The sequence below is a fragment of the Tsukamurella sputi genome (assembly GCF_007858445.1).
GTDB classification, from domain to species: domain Bacteria; phylum Actinomycetota; class Actinomycetes; order Mycobacteriales; family Mycobacteriaceae; genus Tsukamurella; species Tsukamurella sputi.
In genome coordinates this window covers 36,300-53,467 of record NZ_VIGV01000015.1, presented here as the reverse complement: position 1 = coordinate 53,467, position 17,168 = coordinate 36,300, and the positions used below count along the sequence as shown (strand labels likewise).

At 70.5% G+C, this 17,168-nt stretch carries 17 protein-coding genes and 1 pseudogene; 7 read left to right on the top strand and 11 right to left on the bottom strand.

From position 1 onward, the window contains the following. Positions 1-27: 27 nt before the first annotated feature. On the bottom strand, positions 28-819 hold the full coding sequence (locus FK268_RS22695; protein WP_146437746.1) for a crotonase/enoyl-CoA hydratase family protein: 792 nt from the start codon (positions 817-819) through the stop codon (positions 28-30). Between the two features lie 100 nt (positions 820-919). On the opposite strand from FK268_RS22695, the gene FK268_RS22690 reads away from it, so the two are divergent. From FK268_RS22690 to FK268_RS22680, 3 genes are all read left to right on the top strand, one after another. Then, positions 920-1,495, top strand: a complete 576-nt coding sequence (locus FK268_RS22690) for an HhH-GPD-type base excision DNA repair protein (RefSeq protein WP_146437722.1) — start codon at positions 920-922, stop codon at positions 1,493-1,495. Continuing rightward, complete coding sequence (locus FK268_RS22685) at positions 1,492-2,157, top strand: hypothetical protein (RefSeq protein ID WP_146437721.1); 666 nt, start codon at positions 1,492-1,494, stop codon at positions 2,155-2,157. Before FK268_RS22690 ends, FK268_RS22685 begins: the two co-directional genes overlap by 4 nt. Before the next feature lie 64 nt (positions 2,158-2,221). After that, entirely contained in the window at positions 2,222-3,133 is a 912-nt protein-coding gene (locus tag FK268_RS22680; RefSeq protein WP_146437720.1) for a homoserine O-succinyltransferase, read from the top strand. 4 nt (positions 3,134-3,137) lie between these two features. Here the strand turns inward: FK268_RS22680 and FK268_RS22675 are convergent, their stop codons facing one another. From FK268_RS22675 to FK268_RS22650, 6 genes are all read right to left on the bottom strand, one after another. Next, positions 3,138-3,863, bottom strand: coding sequence for a hypothetical protein (locus FK268_RS22675; protein ID WP_146437719.1), 726 nt, complete (start codon positions 3,861-3,863; stop codon positions 3,138-3,140). A 52-nt stretch (positions 3,864-3,915) separates the two neighbouring features. After that, positions 3,916-4,293, bottom strand: coding sequence for a hypothetical protein (locus tag FK268_RS22670; protein ID WP_146437718.1), 378 nt, complete (start codon positions 4,291-4,293; stop codon positions 3,916-3,918). A 14-nt stretch (positions 4,294-4,307) separates the two neighbouring features. Then, entirely contained in the window at positions 4,308-4,583 is a 276-nt protein-coding gene (locus FK268_RS22665; protein ID WP_068536376.1) for a DUF3618 domain-containing protein, read from the bottom strand. 17 nt (positions 4,584-4,600) lie between these two features. Continuing rightward, positions 4,601-5,602 carry a PE-PPE domain-containing protein gene (locus FK268_RS22660; protein WP_146437717.1) on the bottom strand — a complete coding sequence of 334 codons (1,002 nt, stop codon included), beginning with the start codon at positions 5,600-5,602 and terminating at the stop codon, positions 4,601-4,603. Between the two features lie 83 nt (positions 5,603-5,685). After that, positions 5,686-6,489 carry an Fpg/Nei family DNA glycosylase gene (locus FK268_RS22655; protein ID WP_146437716.1) on the bottom strand — a complete coding sequence of 268 codons (804 nt, stop codon included), beginning with the start codon at positions 6,487-6,489 and terminating at the stop codon, positions 5,686-5,688. 4 nt (positions 6,490-6,493) lie between these two features. Next, positions 6,494-6,976: a ribose-5-phosphate isomerase gene (locus tag FK268_RS22650; protein WP_146437715.1), complete on the bottom strand. Its 483-nt coding sequence runs from the start codon at positions 6,974-6,976 to the stop codon at positions 6,494-6,496. A 466-nt stretch (positions 6,977-7,442) separates the two neighbouring features. On the opposite strand from FK268_RS22650, the pseudogene FK268_RS25150 reads away from it, so the two are divergent. Beyond that, positions 7,443-8,411, top strand: a pseudogene (locus FK268_RS25150) (M48 family metallopeptidase); the annotation flags it as partial. 262 nt (positions 8,412-8,673) lie between these two features. Here FK268_RS25150 and FK268_RS22640 read toward each other — a convergent pair. Beyond that, positions 8,674-9,303 carry a mycothiol-dependent nitroreductase Rv2466c family protein gene (locus FK268_RS22640; protein ID WP_269434246.1) on the bottom strand — a complete coding sequence of 210 codons (630 nt, stop codon included), beginning with the start codon at positions 9,301-9,303 and terminating at the stop codon, positions 8,674-8,676. A 175-nt stretch (positions 9,304-9,478) separates the two neighbouring features. Here FK268_RS22640 and pepN point away from each other — a divergent pair, with 175 nt between their 5' ends. Next, positions 9,479-12,046, top strand: a complete 2,568-nt coding sequence (gene pepN / locus FK268_RS22635) for an aminopeptidase N (protein ID WP_146437713.1) — start codon at positions 9,479-9,481, stop codon at positions 12,044-12,046. Between the two features lie 57 nt (positions 12,047-12,103). Here the strand turns inward: pepN and FK268_RS22630 are convergent, their stop codons facing one another. Then, the gene (locus FK268_RS22630) at positions 12,104-12,565 is read right to left on the bottom strand and encodes a nuclear transport factor 2 family protein (RefSeq protein ID WP_158636202.1); all 462 of its coding nucleotides are present in this window, start codon (positions 12,563-12,565) and stop codon (positions 12,104-12,106) included. Between the two features lie 96 nt (positions 12,566-12,661). On the opposite strand from FK268_RS22630, the gene FK268_RS22625 reads away from it, so the two are divergent. Both FK268_RS22625 and FK268_RS22620 read left to right on the top strand, forming a co-directional pair. After that, complete coding sequence (locus FK268_RS22625; RefSeq protein WP_231707230.1) at positions 12,662-12,985, top strand: YchJ family protein; 324 nt, start codon at positions 12,662-12,664, stop codon at positions 12,983-12,985. Between the two features lie 91 nt (positions 12,986-13,076). Further along, positions 13,077-14,585 carry an MFS transporter gene (locus FK268_RS22620; RefSeq protein ID WP_146437711.1) on the top strand — a complete coding sequence of 503 codons (1,509 nt, stop codon included), beginning with the start codon at positions 13,077-13,079 and terminating at the stop codon, positions 14,583-14,585. Here the strand turns inward: FK268_RS22620 and FK268_RS22615 are convergent. Both FK268_RS22615 and FK268_RS22610 read right to left on the bottom strand, forming a co-directional pair. Next, positions 14,582-15,901 (bottom strand): uracil-xanthine permease family protein, encoded by a 1,320-nt coding sequence (locus tag FK268_RS22615; RefSeq protein WP_146437710.1) that lies wholly within the window; start codon positions 15,899-15,901, stop codon positions 14,582-14,584. The two genes, FK268_RS22620 and FK268_RS22615, sit on opposite strands and share 4 nt — an antisense overlap. Continuing rightward, entirely contained in the window at positions 15,898-17,031 is a 1,134-nt protein-coding gene (locus FK268_RS22610; protein ID WP_146437709.1) for an aryl-sulfate sulfotransferase, read from the bottom strand. The genes FK268_RS22615 and FK268_RS22610 overlap by 4 nt, the downstream gene beginning before the upstream one ends. Positions 17,032-17,168 lie beyond the last annotated feature (137 nt).

Sequence of the window (17,168 nt, the reverse complement as noted above, 5' to 3'; positions counted from 1 at the left end):
CCGGGCGGCTGACGGACCGCGCGAGCGTCACTGCCGCTCGATGAACACCGGCTTCTCCTTGTTGGCGGCCGCGGTGCGCGCGATGACGTGGTTCTTGCCGCGGATCAGGCCCAGCTGCAGCGCCTGCTCGACGGGGAAGGAGAGCCGCGAGCCGCTGTACCAGGTGTTCTCGAACAGGGCCTTCGACGCGGCGACCGCGTCGGGCGAACGCTCCTTGAGCTTCTCCACGAGCTCCAGCGCGTCCTTCATCGGATCGGCCGAAACGCCGGTGACGATGCCCCAGTCGAGCGCCTGCTTCGCCGTGAACATCTCGCCCGTCATGGTGAGGCGCTTCGCCACGTCGATGGTGGTGAGCTGCGCGATGGACGCGGAGATCGACATGTCGGGGATCAGGCCCCACTTCGCCTCGAGGATCGAGAAGTCGGCCTCGGTGGAGGCGTAACGGAAGTCCGCGCCGAGCGCGATCTGCAGGCCACCGCCGTAGCAGTGGCCGTGCACCACGGCGATGACGGGCGCGGGCACGCTGCGCCACGCCCACCCGGCGGCCTGGAAGTTGTTGGCCGCGGAGATGCGCTTCGGCACGAAGTTCATCAGCAGGCGACGCTGCTCCTTGCCCGCGGAGGCGAAATCGAGACCCGAGCTGAACGAGCTGCCCTCACCGGAGAGGATCACGGCACGCAGAGAGCGGTCGTTCTTGGCGCGGTCGGCGGCCCTCGCCAGGTCGTCGATCATGTCCAGAGTGAGGCCGTTGTGCTTCTCAGGTCGGTTGATCCGCACGTGGGCGACCTCGTCGCGCACCTCGTAGTCGATGTTCGACATCCGCTTCTCCTCGTTTCGCGTCGCCTTGGCCGTCACCTGCAACCCTAGCCGCCGCGTCGGTCCCCGTATGCGAAGCCGCGGCTGAAGTAAAGTGGCGCCCATGGCGGTGACGTTGCACATCACGGGGGAACCCGAGTCGGACGCGGTGCTCTCGGAGCACCCGTTCGCGCTGCTCGCGGGCATGCTCCTCGATCAGCAGTTCCCCATGGAACGCGCGTTCGCGGGTCCCTGGAAGGTCCTCGACCGATTCGGCAGCATCGACCCGCGTGACATCGCGGTCGCCGATCCGGTCCGGTTCGAGGAGCTGTGCACCACTCCTCCGGCGATCCACCGGTACGGCCGTGCCATGGCGGCGCGCCTGCAGGCCCTCGCGCAGATCGTCGTCGACGAGTACGACGGGCACGCCGAGCGGATCTGGACCGAGGCCTCGTCGGGCGCCGACCTGGTGAAGCGGATCGAGGCGCTCCCCGGTTTCGGCGCGCAGAAGGCGAAGATCTTCGCGGCGCTCGTCGGCAAACAGCTCGGCGTCAAACCGCGCGGCTGGGCCACCGCCGTCGGCGACTACGGCAAGGCCGGCTACCGCTCTGTCGCGGATGTGGTCGACGGGGAGTCGCTGCAGAAGGTGCGCGCCTACAAGAAGGAGATGAAGGCGGCCGGGAAGAAGGCTGGGGCATGACCGGACCGGGCCCGTACGACGGCCAGCACCCGCCTCAGCCGGGCCAGGCCTACTCGCAGGCGATCCCGCTGCCCACGCCGCCCCGCGGCCCCGCCGCCCCCGGCCCCGTGCCCGGGCCGCCGCCTCCCCCGAAGAAGCCCAACTCGACGCGCAACGTGATCGTGGCGGTGGTGGCGGTCGCGTCGGTCGTCGCGCTCGTCGCCGCGATCGTCGTGGCCGCCCTGCTCAGCGATTCGAACGGCGCCGAGCCCGGCAAGGACACCGCGTCCGTCTCCGCCGGGGCGGGCGCCCTCTTCCGCATCAACGACTGCCTCTACGACGTCCCCGAGGCGCCGAAGGTCGGCAACTGCGACGACGGCGGCTCGCCCTACAAGGTGACCCAGGTGATGCCCGCCGGCGAGAAGTGCCCCGAGAAGCAGACCTCCATCGCGAAGGGCCGCTGGTACTGCCTCACGCCGAACCTGAACGTGAACTACTGCTACAGCGCCCCGGTCCCCGGCACGTGGATCAAGGCCGCAGCACAGTGCGGCGCGCCCGGGACCATCACCGTGGTCTCCGTGGTGGGCGGCCTCAAGGACTCCGGCCGCTGCTCGGGTGAATGGGACCGCAGCTACTTCTTCGACGACCCCGTGTACACCGTCTGCGCGAAGTCCTACACGTAGCCGCGCGCCCCGACGACCCCGCCGGGCCGCAGGGCCGGCACGGTCGTTGAACTAAGCTGGTCGAGTGCCCGTCACCGTGCCCCACGACCTCCCCGCCAGGGCCGTCCTGGCCGCGGAGCAGGTCTTCGTCATGTCCGACGACCGAGCGGGACATCAGGACATCCGCCCCATAAGGATCGCCATCCTCAACCTGATGCCGATGAAGGTCACCACCGAGACCCAGCTGCTGCGCCTGCTCAGCAACAGTCCGCTGCAGATCGAACCGACCCTGCTACGCGTGGCGAGCCACGTCTCCCGGACGACCGCGTCGGAGCACCTCGACTCGTTCTACTCCACCTTCGACGAGGTGGCCGATCGGCATTTCGACGGCCTGATCATCACCGGCGCACCGATCGAGCGTCTGGATTTCGAGGACGTGGACTACTGGCCGGAGATGACCCGGATCCTCGACTGGACGCGGTCCAACGTGCAGTCCACCCTGCACGTGTGCTGGGGCGCGCAGGCAGCGCTCTACCACCACTACGGCATCGGCAAACACGAACTGCCGCAGAAGCTCTCGGGCATCTTCCCCCACCGGCTCACCGCCGCGCGATCGCCCGTCGTCACCGGATTCGACGACGAGTTCCTGGCTCCGCACTCGCGGCACACGGACGTCGCCGCGGCGGACATCGAGGCCACCGGCCTGGTCGACGTGCTGGCCGTCAGCGACGAGGCCGGCGTCTACCTCGCCGCCAGCCGGGACGGGCGGCAGGTCTACGTGACGGGCCACCCGGAGTACGACGCGGACACCCTCGCCCTCGAGTACGCGCGGGACAGCGAGCAGGGCCTCCCCGTTGCGCCGCCCGCGCACTACTTCCCGAGCGACCCCGCCGCGCCTCCTGCCAACCGGTGGCGCGGCCACGGCAACCTGCTCTACAGCAACTGGCTGAACTACTGCGTCTACCAGGAGACGCCGTTCGACCCGAGCTGCGGGTAACGGCTCAGTTCCCCGTCTTCCCGCCGTCCTCCGCGGGCGTCGCGGACGACTCGCCCACCTCGACCGGGGTGACGACGACCGCGGGCGGCACCGCGACCGCCGGAGCGGTGACGATGCGTGCGGGGCGCGGCTGCCTCGGCTGGGCCGCCTTCGCGACCTCGTTCGCCGTGCGCAGCGCGAACTTCGGCAGGCTCGACAGGAGGTCCGTCACCGGTTCGGCGACGGTGTTCGCCGCGCCGACCACGGTCTCGATGTCACTGATCCGCTGATTCATCGCGGACACCGTGGGGGTGAGCCGGTTGAGGGCGTCCGTCATCGCGGCCAACTGCGCGACGACACCGTCCTCCGCGGTGAGCACGTCGACGATGCCCCCGTCACGGGTCGCGCGGTCCAGCGGACCGTCGGGCCGGATGATCCGGTCGACGGATCCCCCCTCGTTGAACAGGTCCGCCACGCGATCGGCCGCGCCGCCCGGGCCCACCACGCGGTGGATGGCGCCGTCGTCACCGAGCAGATCCGAGACGCGGTGCACGATCGAGGGCACACGCTGGGCGGCGGTGATCAGATTCTCGTGCCGGGTCCCGTCACCCGACCCCGGATCGATCCGGTCCGCGGCCATGGCGACGACATCGCGCGCGAGGCCGACCGAGGTCTCGGCGGCGGCGAGCCCCAGGCCCGCTGCGGCCAGCCCCACGCGGGCGGGGGCGAGCAGTGCTTTCGGAAACTCCATGGATCCAGCGTAGCGCCGATCCGCGATCACGGAATCAGGAGATTCCCTGAGGTCACACGCCGGGTGTGGGACTCACGACGTAGGTGACGTCACCGTCGTCGGACGAGATCCCGACCGTGTAGCCGTGGCCGCGGTAGACGGCCCCGATCCGCCCGGCGTCCAGCGGGACGCCGGGCGCGACGGGAACCAGCCCCGCGGCGAGGAGGGCACGAGCAGCGGCGACGGTGTCCCGGGCCTCGACGGTGACCCGCCACATCGGGTGTCCCACCTCGATCGTCTCGGCCTTGCGCACCTCGCCGACGATCGGCACCTCGGCGGCGGGGAAGGTGGCCGGCAGCGCGACCCGGCCGGGCGGCGGGCCGCTGCACCCGGCGAGGAGCAGTGCGGAGACGAGAAGGGCGGCACCGGTTCCGGCGCCGCCCTTCGTCATCGTCCTGATCGAGGTCAGAGCGAGATCCTGCCCTCTGCGAGCGCGCGGATGATCTCCTTCTCGCGGCGTCCGCGCTTGAAGCGGGAGACCACGACGAGAGCCACCACCACGGCGACGCCCGCAGCCGCCGCCAGCACCGGGGGCTTGGTCACGGTGGCGACCACCGACTGCTGCGCCTGCTCGGCGAGCTTGCGGGGATCCGCGCGCTCCCCCAGCTGATCCAGCGTCGCCGCCAGCTGCTCCCGGGCGCGCTCGATGTCGCGCTCGATGCTCTCGGTGTCACGTGCCACTTCGCTCTTCCTCCGGGTCAGCCCGCCTGCAGATACTTCCCCGACTCTAGACCAGCCGCGGCGGTTGCACCGCTCCGCGGGGCCCGGGCGGGGCGATCCGGCGCCGCCGGAGCCGCGAAGGTCGCCTGGACCTGCAACCACTGCGCCAGGATCTGGCAGCCGGTCAGCTCGTAGTCCTCGTGCCGCAGCCGGGCCAGCGGCTCCGTCGCGTAGGCGGTGTGCCGATCGCCGCGCAGGTTGTAGTCGCGGCCGCGGTAATTGACGCGGGGCAGGTAGCCCAGGATCTCCCGGCCGGCGGTGCGCAGCCGGTCGATGTCCCGGCGCCACTGCCGGGAACCGAAGGCGGTACGGGTCGCGTTCTGGAAGCGGTGACCGAGGTACTCGCCCGCGGCGCGCGGCGCCCACGTCGCGAGATCGCGCAGCGTGAGGTAGGCGGTCGCGTCCGCGATGTCGCGCACGAAGGAGTCGACGCTCGCGTTGCAGATCACGTCCTGCGGGTGCGAGATCCACTGCACCGGCAGCCCCTCGGGCACCGACGGCCCGTCGCCCGCCACACCGGAGCCGCACAGCGCCGGATCGCTGCCGTGCGGCCGTTCGGGGTCCGAGATCAATCCGACGGCGAGCACAGGCGCCAGCTCGGGACCGCCGACGACGGAGTCCATCACGCCGAGCACGCGGCGCACCACCGTGCAGCCCTGGGAGTAGCCGATGAGGACGACGGGCCCGTCGACCTCGGTCATCGCGGTGAGCAGGCGCTCGACGCCGATGGAGACGGACTCCGCGAAGGAGATGCCGTCGCGCACCGGAACCGGCCCGTACGAGGCGGGATAGCCCACCCACCGGCCGACGAAGCGTTCGTCGAGGTCCGCCACGACGTGGCTGAGCATGCCGGTGACCTCGGTGCGGGGATCGTCGATCCAGGATTCGCCCGTGCCCCCGACGGCGAGCACGGTGATCCGGGCCCGGCCGGCGTCCGCCGGTCGTCGGGCCGCCCTGCTGTGGACGGTCAGCGTGTTCATGTCCGCGACTTAACCGGGCGCACGTGTGAACGAGCTGAAATCCATGTTAAGAAACCGGTGCTGTGTCGGAGCTAACAGGCTCGTCAGCTCTGACAGGTGGGGCACCAGTAGAGGTTCCGCGCCTCCATGACCTCGGTCCGCACGGGCGTTCCGCAGACCCGGCACGGATCGCCGGCACGCCGGTAGACGTAGGTCCGGGGCCGGTCCTCGGCGTACGACGGTGCGCCGTGGTCGTGTTCCGACCGCACCACGTGCATGCGTCCGCGCTCGACGCCGATCGGCATGAGGGCCACCAGGTCGGCCCAGATCCCGTCGAACTCGGTGCGGGAGACGTCACGGCCCTCGCGGTGCGGGTCGATGCCCGCGCGGAAGAGGACCTCGGCACGGTAGACGTTCCCGACCCCGGCCATGACCTTCTGGTCCATCAGCAGCGCGCCGATCGGGCGGCGCGACCGCGCGATGCGCCGCCACGCGTCCTCGGGATCGGAGTCGGCCCGCAGCGGGTCGGGCCCGAGGCGCGCCAGCACCCCGTCGACCTGCTCCTCCGTGACGAGCTCGCACGCCGTGGGGCCGCGCAGGTCGGTCCCGCCGCGCGGCCCGACGATGCGCATCCGGACCTGGCCCACCGGCGCGGGCGGGACACCGTCGAGCAGGCCGAAGTCGGTGAAGGCGCCGTACAGGCCCAGGTGGATGTGCACGATCGCACCGCCCGAGTACCGGTGCCACAGGTGCTTGCCCCAGGAGTCGGCGCGCTCGAAGACGCGGCCGTCGAGCCGCTTCGCCTCCGGCGCGAACCTGCCCTGCGGGCTCGAGACGGACACGCCCTCGCCCGCGAACAGTGCGTCGTGGGCGAGGGCGAGTCGGCGGAGGGTGTGTCCCTCCGGCACGGGTCTAAGCCTCCGGCGTACCGGGCACGGCGGGGGCGACGCCCGTGCGCTCGTACTCCGAGAGGATGTCGATGCGGCGCTGGTGGCGCTCCTCGTCCGACCACGGGGTCGACAGGAAGGCGTCGACGATCGCGAGCGCCTCCTCCTTGCTGTGCATGCGACCACCGATGCCGATGAGCTGCGCGTTGTTGTGCTGGCGTGCGAGCTGTGCCGTCTCGACGCTCCAGGCGAGGGCACAGCGGGCGCCGGGCACCTTGTTCGCCGCGATCTGCTCGCCGTTGCCGCTGCCGCCGAGCACGATGCCGAGGCTGCCCGGGTCGGCGACGACCCGCTTGGCCGCATCGATGCAGAACGCGGGGTAGTCGTCGAGGGCGTCGTAGGTGTGGGCGCCGCAGTCGACGACCTCGTGGCCGCCCGCCGTCAGGTGCTCGATGATCTGGGACTTCAGTTCGAATCCGGCGTGGTCGCCGCCGAGGTAAACGCGCATGGGACAAGTCTGACACGCGCCGCGCGAGCATCTGAAGGCGGCACAGCCTACATTCGATGGCATGGATGACAGCACCGAGCAGACACCGGGCCAGGAGCCGCAGGGCGACTCCTCCCCCACCGAGTCCGCCCGCAGCGGAGCCTTCAGCACCGGGCCAGACGAGACCACGATGCCGAGCACCGGCTTCTTCCCGGTCGTGCAGCCGGAGGACACCGTCGCCGCGCAGGCCCCGTCGCCCTCCGACGCCGCGACCTCCGCCATCCCGGCCACGGACTTCCCGACCGAGCAGCATCTGTCGGGGGCGCACCACGCACTCCCCGAGCTCGGCGCTCACGACGCGTCGGTCACGGCGGGCCTCGGTGGTTCCGGGCAGCCCGGCGGTCCGCAGTTCCCCACCGGCCACTTCCAGGGGGCGCACTTCCCCTCCGGACACTTCCCCGGCGGCCCCGCGGGGCCGGGTGCCCCGGTGCTGCAGCCTCCGGCCTACGCCGGTGCTCCCCGGCGCCATCCGTGGGAGATCCCGCTGCTGGTCGTCGTGATCCTGGTGACCGTGCTCATCTACGGCGGTTCACTCGTGCTGGCCGCGCTGGGCGTCGTCAACCAGTACATGCTGATCGCCCTGGTCGCGCCGATCCTCATCTGGGTGGTCCGAGGCCTGACCTGGGCATCGCCGCGCGTCCAGGGCGTGCAGATGACGCCCACGCAGTTCCCCGAGGGGTACCGGATGGTGCGCGAGGCGGCCGCGCGGTACGGCATGCGCGAAGTCCCCGACGCCTTCGTCGTGATCGGGAACGGCCAGATCAACGCCTTCGCGTCCGGGCACGGTTTCCGTCGCTTCGTGGTGGTCTACAGCGATCTGTTCGAGATCGGCGGCGAGGCGCGCGATCCGGACGCCCTCGCCTACATCATCGGCCACGAGGTGGGGCACATCGCCGCCGGCCACGTCTCGTACTGGCGCCAGATCGCCTCGTTCGCAATGGGCTACCTCCCGGTGATCGGCGCCGCGCTGTCGCGTTCGCAGGAGTACACCGCCGACAACTACGGCTACTTCAACCAGCCCTCGGGCACTCCCGGCGGCATGGGCGTCCTCGGCGCGGGCAAGTACCTCGGCAAGGAGGTCGACTTCGACCAGCTGGCCGACCGCGCGTCCACGGACAAGGGCTTCTTCACCTGGCTGGTGAACCTCACCGCATCGCACCCCGTCCTCACCTGGCGTGCGGCCGCGCTGCGCAACCGCACGAAGGCCGGCTCGCTGTGGTTCGCGCCCAGCGGACCGATGCGCGGCGTGGGCGGCGGCGCCGTGGTGCCGGCGGGCCCGATGCCCACGTACACCCAGCAGGAGGTGCTGGCCCCCGCGCCCGGCGCGGCGCCGCAGGCTCCCGTCGCGCACGGGTTCCTCGCCCACGGCCCGTCAGCCACGTATCCGCCCGCACAGCCCGGCCACTCGGGTCAGCCCGCGCAGCAGGCGCACCCGGGCCAGCAGCATCAGCAGGGCGGCCAGGCCCAGAGCTATCCGGAGGGCGGCTACTACGCGCAGCGCCACCAGCTCTCGCAGGACGAGAGCGGCGCACAGCCCGGCCCGAACTCCGACGACCGGCCCGGAACCCCGGGTACGCCGCCGAACGGCCCCACCGGCTCCTGAGCCTCCGTACAGAAGAACCCCGCCGATCCGTCGGCGGGGTTCTCTCCGTGTGGGCTCAGTCGAACGAGGGCTCCTCGTTGCGGGAACGCTTGAGCTCGTAGAAGTGCGGATAGCTCGCGAGCAGCACCGCGCCGTCCCAGACGCGCCCGGCGTCGTCGCCGCGCGGGATGCGGGAGAGCACGGGACCGAAGAAGGCGGTGCCGTTGACGTGGATGGTCGGGGTTCCCACGTCGTCACCCACCTTGTCCATGCCTGCGTGGTGGCTCTCGCGCAGCGCCGCGTCGAAGTCGGTGCTGTTCGCGGCGGCCGCGAGGTCCGACTCCAGGCCGGTCTCGGCGAGCGATTCGGCGATCACGACGGCGAGATCCTTGTTCTGCTGGTTGTGGATCCGAGTGCCCATGGCGGTGTACAGCTTCGGCAGCACCTCGTCACCGTGGCGCTGCGCGGCGGCGATGAGCACGCGCACGGGACCCCACGCCGTCTTCATCAGCTCCTGATAGATCTCGGGCAGGTTCTCCCGGCCCTCGTTGAGGACGGCGAGGCTCATCACGTGGAACTGCACGTCGATGTCGCGCACCTGCTCGACCTCGAGGATCCAGCGCGAGGTGATCCAACACCACGGGCACAGCGGGTCGAACCAGAATTCGACGCGATCCTTGGCGATGGACGGGGCGGTCTCGGTCACTGCGGCTCCTGCTCGTGGGACGGGGCGTTCGATGTAGATCCTGCTCCTGACTGCAACGCCGCGCACGGCGATCTGCTTCCCGCGCGGGCGCGACGCACCGGCGGGTGGCATTGTGGGACGGGTCGAGCCGGTCCGCCCGGCACCGTGTCCTCGAGCCAATGAAGGAGCGTCACCTTTGTCCGCGCCCAATCTCACCCGGGTCCAGGCCGCTGAGCGCGCCGCGATCGTCGCCGTCTCGCGCTACGCCATCGACCTCGACCTCACCGACGGGGCGGACGCCCCCGGCGAGAAGACCTTCGGGTCGACCACGACGATCACCTTCACGGCGACGCCGGGCGCGGAGACCTTCATCGACCTCATCGCGAGCGGCATCACCGCGACGCTCAACGGCCGCCCCGTCGACACCTCGGGCTACACCGAGGAGGGCGGGCTCGCCCTGCACGGCCTCGCCGCCGAGAACGAGCTCGTGATCTCCGGCCGGTTCTTCTACTCCAACACCGGCGAGGGCCTGCACCGGTTCGTCGACCCGACCGACTCCGCGGTGTACCTGTACTCCCAGTTCGAGACGGCGGACGCCAAGCGCATGTTCGCGTGCTTCGATCAGCCGGATCTCAAGGCCGTCTTCGACGTAAGCGTCACGGCACCGTCGTCCTGGACCGTGGTGACGGGCGGCGCGGAGGCGACCCGCGAGCCGCTGCCGACCGGTGCGCACCGCTGGACCTTCGTCACGACGGAGCCGATGTCGACCTACCTGGTGGCACTCATCGCCGGGCCGTACGCGGTGTGGAAGGACGCCTACGCCGACGAGCACGGCACGATCGACCTGCGCCTGTTCTGCCGCGCGAGCCTCGCGGAGCACATGGACGCCGAGCGCCTCTTCACCGAGACCAAACAGGGTTTCGGCTTCTACCACAAGAACTTCGGCATTCCCTACGCCTTCGGTAAGTACGACCAGCTGTTCGTGCCGGAGTTCAACGCGGGTGCCATGGAGAACGCCGGCGCCGTCACCTTCCTCGAGGACTACGTCTTCCGTTCGAAGGTCACGCGCTACCTCTACGAGCGGCGCTGCGAGACGGTACTGCACGAGATGGCGCACATGTGGTTCGGTGACCTGGTCACCATGCGCTGGTGGGACGACCTGTGGCTGAACGAGTCCTTCGCGACCTTCGCCTCCGTCCTCAGCCAGGCCGAGGCCACCGAGTACACCTCCGCGTGGACCACCTTCGCGAACGTCGAGAAGTCGTGGGCCTACCGGCAGGACCAGCTCCCGTCGACGCACCCCGTGGCCGCCGACATCCCCGACCTGCAGGCCGTGGAGGTCAACTTCGACGGGATCACCTACGCCAAGGGCGCATCCGTGCTCAAGCAGCTCGTGGCCTACGTGGGGCTCGAGCCCTTCCTGGCCGGCCTGCGCACGTACTTCGTCGAGCACAAGTTCGGCAACGCCACCTTCGACGACCTCCTGCGCGCACTGGAGGCCTCGTCGGGCCGCGACCTGTCCGACTGGGGTGCCCAGTGGCTCAAGACCACCGGCATCAACATCCTGCGGCCGGACTTCGAGGTCGACGAGGCCGGGAACTTCACCCGCTTCACCATCATCCAGGAGGGCGCGCAGCCCGGCGCGGGCGAGCTCCGCACGCATCGCCTGGCCGTGGGCGTCTACGCCGATCAGGACGGCAAGCTGGTGCGCACGCAGCGCGTCGAGCTGGACGTCGCGGGTGAGCGCACCGACGTGCCCGAACTCGTCGGCGCGCACCGCGGTGAGCTGGTGCTCATCAACGACGACGACCTCACCTACTGCTCGGTGCGGCTGGACCCGGTCTCGCTCGCGACGGTCACGAACCGGATCGCCGACATCGCCGAGTCGCTCCCCCGCACCCTGGGCTGGTCCGCCGCGTGGGAGATGACGCGCCAGGCGGAGATGAAGGCCAGGGACTTCGTCGAGCTGGTGCTCGGCGGCATCGGCGCCGAGACCGAGGTGGGTGTGGTGCAGCGCGTCGTGCTGCAGGCGCAGACGGCCGTCGAGTCCTACGCCGATCCGGCGTGGGCCGCCGCCGAGGGCCGCGAGCGGCTCGCGTCGGGCCTGCTGCGCCTGGCCCGCGAGGCCGAGGCCGGCTCCGACTTCCAGCTCGCCTTCGTCAACGCCCTGGCGGCGTCGGCACTGGGTCGCACCGAGGTCGAGGCCCTGCGCGCGCTGTACGACGGTGCCGAGCCCGCCACCGTCGGCCTGGACGGGCTCACCGTCGACACCGATCTGCGGTGGCGCCTGCTGACGGCCCTGGCCCGCGCCGGTGCCGCCGGCGCCGAGGAGATCGACGCCGAGGTGCTGCGCGACCCGACCGCCGCCGGTGAGCGTTCCGCGGCCGCCGCGCTGGCCGCGCGGCCGGACGGCCGGATCAAGGAGGAGGCGTGGGAGAAGGTCTTCGGCGACGACTCGCTGTCCAACACGCTGACCCGCGCGATCTCCGCCGGCATCGCCCAGCCGGGCCAGGGCGAGCTGCTGGCACCGTTCACGGCGCGGTACTTCGCGTCGATCGACGAGGTGTGGGGCCGTCGCTCCTCCGAGGTCGCGCAGACCGTCGTCGTGGGCCTGTACCCGTCGTGGGACATCTCCGACGAGGCCGTGGCCGCCGCGGACGCGTGGCTCGCGGGCGAGCACCCGTCGGCACTGCGCCGCCTGGTCCTCGAGGGCCGCGCGGGCATCGTCCGTTCGCTCGCGGCACGCGCCTTCGACCGGGGCTGACCCGGCACGACGCGGCCCCGGGATCGATTCGATCCCGGGGCCGCGTCGTCTCGTCGGTCAGCTGATGAACGGGTGACCGCTCGCCGTGCGGCCCGGGTCGTCCTGGATCACGTCCCAGTGCTCGACGATCTTGCCGTTCGCGACGCGGAAGATGTCCGCGACCGCCTGCGCCTTGCCGTCGTAGACCGACTTCGCGTACACGACCACGACATCGCCGTCCGCCACGACGCGCACGATGGAGGTGCTGTACTTCGGGTCCTTCACGACGGGTCCGAGTGCGGCGACGAAGGCGTCCCGGCCGTCGGCGACGCCCGGATTGTGCTGGATGTAGTGGTCGCCGATGTAGCGCTGCGCTGCGCCGGCGATGTCGCGCTGCACGAAGCCCTCGGTGTAGAACGCGGTGACCACCTCCTTCGGCGTCGACGGGGCTGCGCTCGCCTGCGCGGCGACGCCGAGCACGAGCGCGCCGACGGTGAGCACTGCGGCGACGGCGTTGCGGATCGTCCGGTTGAGGTTCATACCGTGTCCATTCATTGAAACTTCAATACTTTGATTCGATCAGAACACGATCGGGCGCCGTGCACAACGTGATGACCATCGCCGTACGCTGCACGAATGGACGCGCACCACATCCCGGAGACCGCCGAAGCGCTCATGCGCTCCCGATTCGCCGCCTTCCGGGACGGCGACGCGGCCTGGCTCCTCGCGTCGTGGCACCCGAGCACCCGCCCGGCGGATCTCGAGCTCGACGAGGACGTGCGCTGGCGCGGCCTGCAGATCGTCGACACCGTCGACGGGGCCGAGACCGACGAGAACAGCGTCGTGGAGTTCCGGGCGACCTATCTCGTCGACGGGGAGCTCGGGGTGCTGCACGAGCGGTCCCGATTCGTGCGCGAGGGCGGACGGTGGTTCTACGTCGACGGGGACATTCTCGACTGAGCGCGCCTCGATACCACCCCATACCGGCGCAAACCGTCCGCCGTTCCGCACCCCACGCCTCATAGTTAGGGGATCTTGTTAGCGTGAAGAAATGGACAGGACGCGAACAGAATCGGGCGAACTGCACATAGCCGGCTGGGGCGCGGAGAGCGTTCGCTCGTCGCGCCGCCGCACCCTGGCGAGACTCTTCCGGCGGAAGCCCCCGCTCACCGAGGAGTCCATCACCGTCGTCGATCAGCCGATGCTCAAGCGGGCGATCACCGCGGCGGCGCTGGGCAACATGATGGAGTGGTTCGACTTCGGCGTGTACGCCTACCTCGCCACCACGCTCGGCAAGGTCTTCTTCGAGGGTCTCTCCCACACCGGTCAGCTGCTCGCGACCTTCGCCACCTTCGCCGCGGCGTTCTTCGTGCGGCCGCTGGGCGGCATCGTCTTCGGGTTGATGGGCGATCGCGTCGGCCGGCAGAAGGTCCTCGCCGCCACCATGATCATGATGTCGATCGGCACCTTCGCCGTCGGCATCATCCCGTCGTACGCCGCGATCGGGGTATGGGCGCCGATCCTGCTCCTGTGCGCACGCCTCGTGCAGGGCTTCTCCACCGGCGGCGAGTACGGCGGCGCAACCACCTTCATCGCCGAGTACTCGCCCGACAAGCGCCGCGGCTTCCTGGGCAGCTGGCTCGATTTCGGCACCTTCATCGGCTACTCCTGCGCCTCCCTGCTGGTCACGATCCTCAACGCGACGCTCTCGGAGGCCGACATGCTCTCCTGGGGCTGGCGCATCCCGTTCTTCATCGCCGGCCCGATGGGGCTGATCGGCCTGTACCTGCGACTCAAGCTCGAGGACACGCCCGCCTTCCAGGCGCAGTTGGACGCGCACGAGAGCGCGCTCAAGGCCGTGGAGACGCCGCAGCACGAGCTCCTCACGATCGTCACCAAGCTCTGGCGACCGCTGCTGGTGTGCATGGGCCTGGTGATCCTCTACAACGTCACGAACTACATGATCACCGCGTACCTGCCCACCTATCTGACCGAGGTGGCGCACCGCAGCCAGCTCACGTCGGACATGCTGGTGCTGCTCGCGATGCTGGTCGTGGTGGTGCTGATCCTGCTCATGGGTCACCTCAGCGATATCGTGGGCCGCAGGGCGATCTTCGCCACCGCCGCGATCGTGCAGATCGTGATCGCGGTGCCCGCCTTCTGGCTGCTGCGCCACGGCTCCCTCTGGGGCCCGATCGTCGCCTGCATCGTCTTCGGCGCCGTGCTGGCCTGCTTCGCCGCCCCCACCGCCTCGACCCTGCCGGCGCTGTTCCCCACCGCAGTCCGGTACGGCGCGCTCGGCCTGGGCTTCAACGTGGCGGTCTCGGCGTTCGGCGGCACGACTCCGCTGATCACCTCGGCGCTCGTGGATGCCACGAAGAACGACCTGGTCCCCGGTTTCTACCTCATCATCAGCGGCATCGTCGGCCTGATCGCCGTCGTCGCCATGCGGGAGACGGCGACACAACCCCTGCTCGGATCCGCACCGCAGGTGGACACCCCGGAGGAGGCCACCGAGCTGTACGCCGAGGCGCGCGAGTTCGCGAGCACGGAGCTCTAGCGGCGACGCGGCCGCGTCGCCGCCGCGATGATCCCGACCACCGCGCACATGGTGACGCCGCTCGAGAGGACGAGTCGGAGGGCCTGCGGGAACCCCTGGTAGAGACCGGGCCCGAGGATCGGCAGCAGTCCCGCGGTCAGGCCGGCGACGGCGGCGACGAAGATCCGGTCGTCCGCGAGGTCCAGCGAGCCGAGCATCCGCAGGCCGGTCACCACGATCATCGCGAAGACGTAGGCCGCGGTGCCGCCGATCACGGGACCGGGCAGTGAGGCGATGAGGGTGCCCATTGGGGCGAAGAAGGCCATCGCCACGAGCAGCAGTCCGGCGGCGGCGGTGACGTATCTGCTGCGCACCCCGGTGGCGCGAACGATGCCGATGTTCTCACCACTCGTGATCATCGTCTGCCCACCGAACAGGCCCGCGAGCAGCGAGGTGATCGCGTCGGTCCGGATCACGCGGCCCACCGTTCGGCCCGTGTCGATCTGCGCGCCCACGACCTGGGCGTTGAGCACTGTCTGGCCGGTGGCCTCCGCCATCGACACGATCCCGAAGATCAGCAGCGGGACGGCCGCGAGCAGGTCGAACCGGGGCGTGCCGAACGGGAACGGCTCGGGCAGTTGCAGCAGGCCCGCGGCGTGGCGCAGGGTCAGGTGCCCGGTCGCGGCGGCCAGTGCGGTGCCCACGGCCATCCCGAGCAGCACCGAGCCGCGCCGCCAGCCCGCGGGCAGGACCCGCTGCAGCAATACGGTGGCCCCGATCGTCGCCGCGGCCAGGCCGATCGCGGCCGTGCCCGGCTTTCCCGCGTCACCCGCGATCAGTCCGGCCGCCACCTTCACCAGGTTGACCCCGATCACCACGATCATCGTCGCGATCACGACCGGCGGGACGAACCGCACGATCCGCCCCGCGAACGGCGCCAGGACGAGACCGAGCGCGGCGGTCAGCAGCACCGCGCCGGTCGCCGTCGCCGGACCCGACGCTGTGGCGATCTGCAGGAACAGCACCACCGCGGCCCCGCCGGGCAGCATCACGAACGGCAGCCGCGCGCCCAGGCCGGCCCAGCCCGGTAGGCCCACGGACTGCAGGATCGTGCCGACACCGCAGGCGAGGAGCGTTGCGCACAGCAGCGCGCGAACCGTCGCCTCCGGTAGGTGCAGCGTGCCGCCGATCAGGAAGACGGTCGCGATCGGGCCGGCGATCATCACCACGACGTGCTGCGCCGCCATCGGCAGTGTCAGCCGCCAGCCGAGGCGCTCATCGACCGGGGACGGTCCGGACACCACGGCATCGTCGACGGTGCTCTCCGCGGGCGTCACGCGAGTCCCCAGGCCCGGACCTGCTCCGCCGGGTACCGGTAGGCGCGGAAGACCGCGTTGCCAACGGCGGGGAACACCTCGCGCGTGGCCGGATCGGGGTAGGCGGAGAACTGCGGGACCACGAACTCCCACACCACCCGGCCCTCGGCCGTGACCTCGAACAGCCGGCCGAACGCCGCTTCGGTGATCAGGGTGTTGCCGTTCCACAGTCGCTGCGCGCCTCCCATGAAGGGCGTGAAGAAGGCCTCGCGCGGGCTGTCGGCGTACTGCCAGACGATCGAGCCGTCCGCGGGATCGACCTCGATCACGCGGCTGTAGGTCACGGACTCCCCGTGCCGGAAGGTTCCGTTGTCGAAGACCAGGAGCCCGCCGTTCTCGAGCGGCGTGACGTGGTGCTGCTGCGCCACGGTCTCCGGGCCTGCGACGGTGCGGACGCCGCCCGTCGCACGGTCGATCACGACGACCGCGGACACGCTGCGCAAGCTGGCGACCACGGCGTCGTCCCCGAGCGGCTGCACGCTGTTGATCAGCGGCCAGTGCTCGCGCCAGTAGTGCGGCTGCAGCGGGAAGTCGCGGACGTCGAGGTGGTCGAAGGCGTTCCAGGACCACAGCAGCTCACCGTCGGGCCCGACCTCCTTGATGGTGTCGGCGTAGACGGTCGGCGTCCCGTCCGATCCGGCGGCCTCGGTACCGGGGTGGCCGCCGCGGACCGCGCGTGCGCGGTTACCGGTGAGCGGTTCGAGCGCGGCGTAGAGGATGCGGCCGTCGTCGAGATGGTGCGCGTCGTGGTGCTGCAACGGGTCGACGACCTCGGAGAGCAGGTTCCCGTCGCGGTCGTAGCGAGCCATCGAGCCGCCGCTGTACTTGCGCCACATGTCGAACAATGCCGGCGCTTCCCCGCTACCGACGAGGTTCCCGTTGTAGGCGAGGCTGCCGTCGGCGAGGAGTCGCGCGTGCCGGCCGGGGCGGTGCGGCAGGTTCCACCGGTGCACCTCGGTGCCTTCCTCGTCCACCAGATGGACCGTTCCGTCGCCGCTCAGCGGCGCGTACAGCGTGTAGCCGCCGGCCGATCGCTCGGCGTCCCGGCCGATGAGGCCGGCACCACGTCGCTTGAGAGTGTTCTGTTCCACGGGTCACCTCATAGGATCAAGGGGCAGGAGTGCTGAATATTCAGCCGCAGCGGTGTTGCGGCGGAGTCACTGAATATTCAATAACGGCGAAGTTTCAGTACGCCAGCTCTCGCCGGGGTTTCGCTCGACGTGATGCC

Coding starts and splice junctions, on each gene's coding strand:
- FK268_RS22695 (WP_146437746.1), bottom strand. CDS start 819: ATGTCGAACATCGACTACGAGGTGCGCGACGAGGTCGCCCACGTGCGG.
- FK268_RS22690 (WP_146437722.1), top strand. CDS start 920: ATGGCGGTGACGTTGCACATCACGGGGGAACCCGAGTCGGACGCGGTG.
- FK268_RS22685 (WP_146437721.1), top strand. CDS start 1,492: ATGACCGGACCGGGCCCGTACGACGGCCAGCACCCGCCTCAGCCGGGC.
- FK268_RS22675 (WP_146437719.1), bottom strand. CDS start 3,863: ATGGAGTTTCCGAAAGCACTGCTCGCCCCCGCCCGCGTGGGGCTGGCC.
- FK268_RS22670 (WP_146437718.1), bottom strand. CDS start 4,293: ATGACGAAGGGCGGCGCCGGAACCGGTGCCGCCCTTCTCGTCTCCGCA.
- FK268_RS22660 (WP_146437717.1), bottom strand. CDS start 5,602: ATGAACACGCTGACCGTCCACAGCAGGGCGGCCCGACGACCGGCGGAC.
- FK268_RS22650 (WP_146437715.1), bottom strand. CDS start 6,976: ATGCGCGTTTACCTCGGCGGCGACCACGCCGGATTCGAACTGAAGTCC.
- FK268_RS22630 (WP_158636202.1), bottom strand. CDS start 12,565: ATGAACCTCAACCGGACGATCCGCAACGCCGTCGCCGCAGTGCTCACC.
- FK268_RS22625 (WP_231707230.1), top strand. CDS start 12,662: ATGGACGCGCACCACATCCCGGAGACCGCCGAAGCGCTCATGCGCTCC.
- FK268_RS22620 (WP_146437711.1), top strand. CDS start 13,077: ATGGACAGGACGCGAACAGAATCGGGCGAACTGCACATAGCCGGCTGG.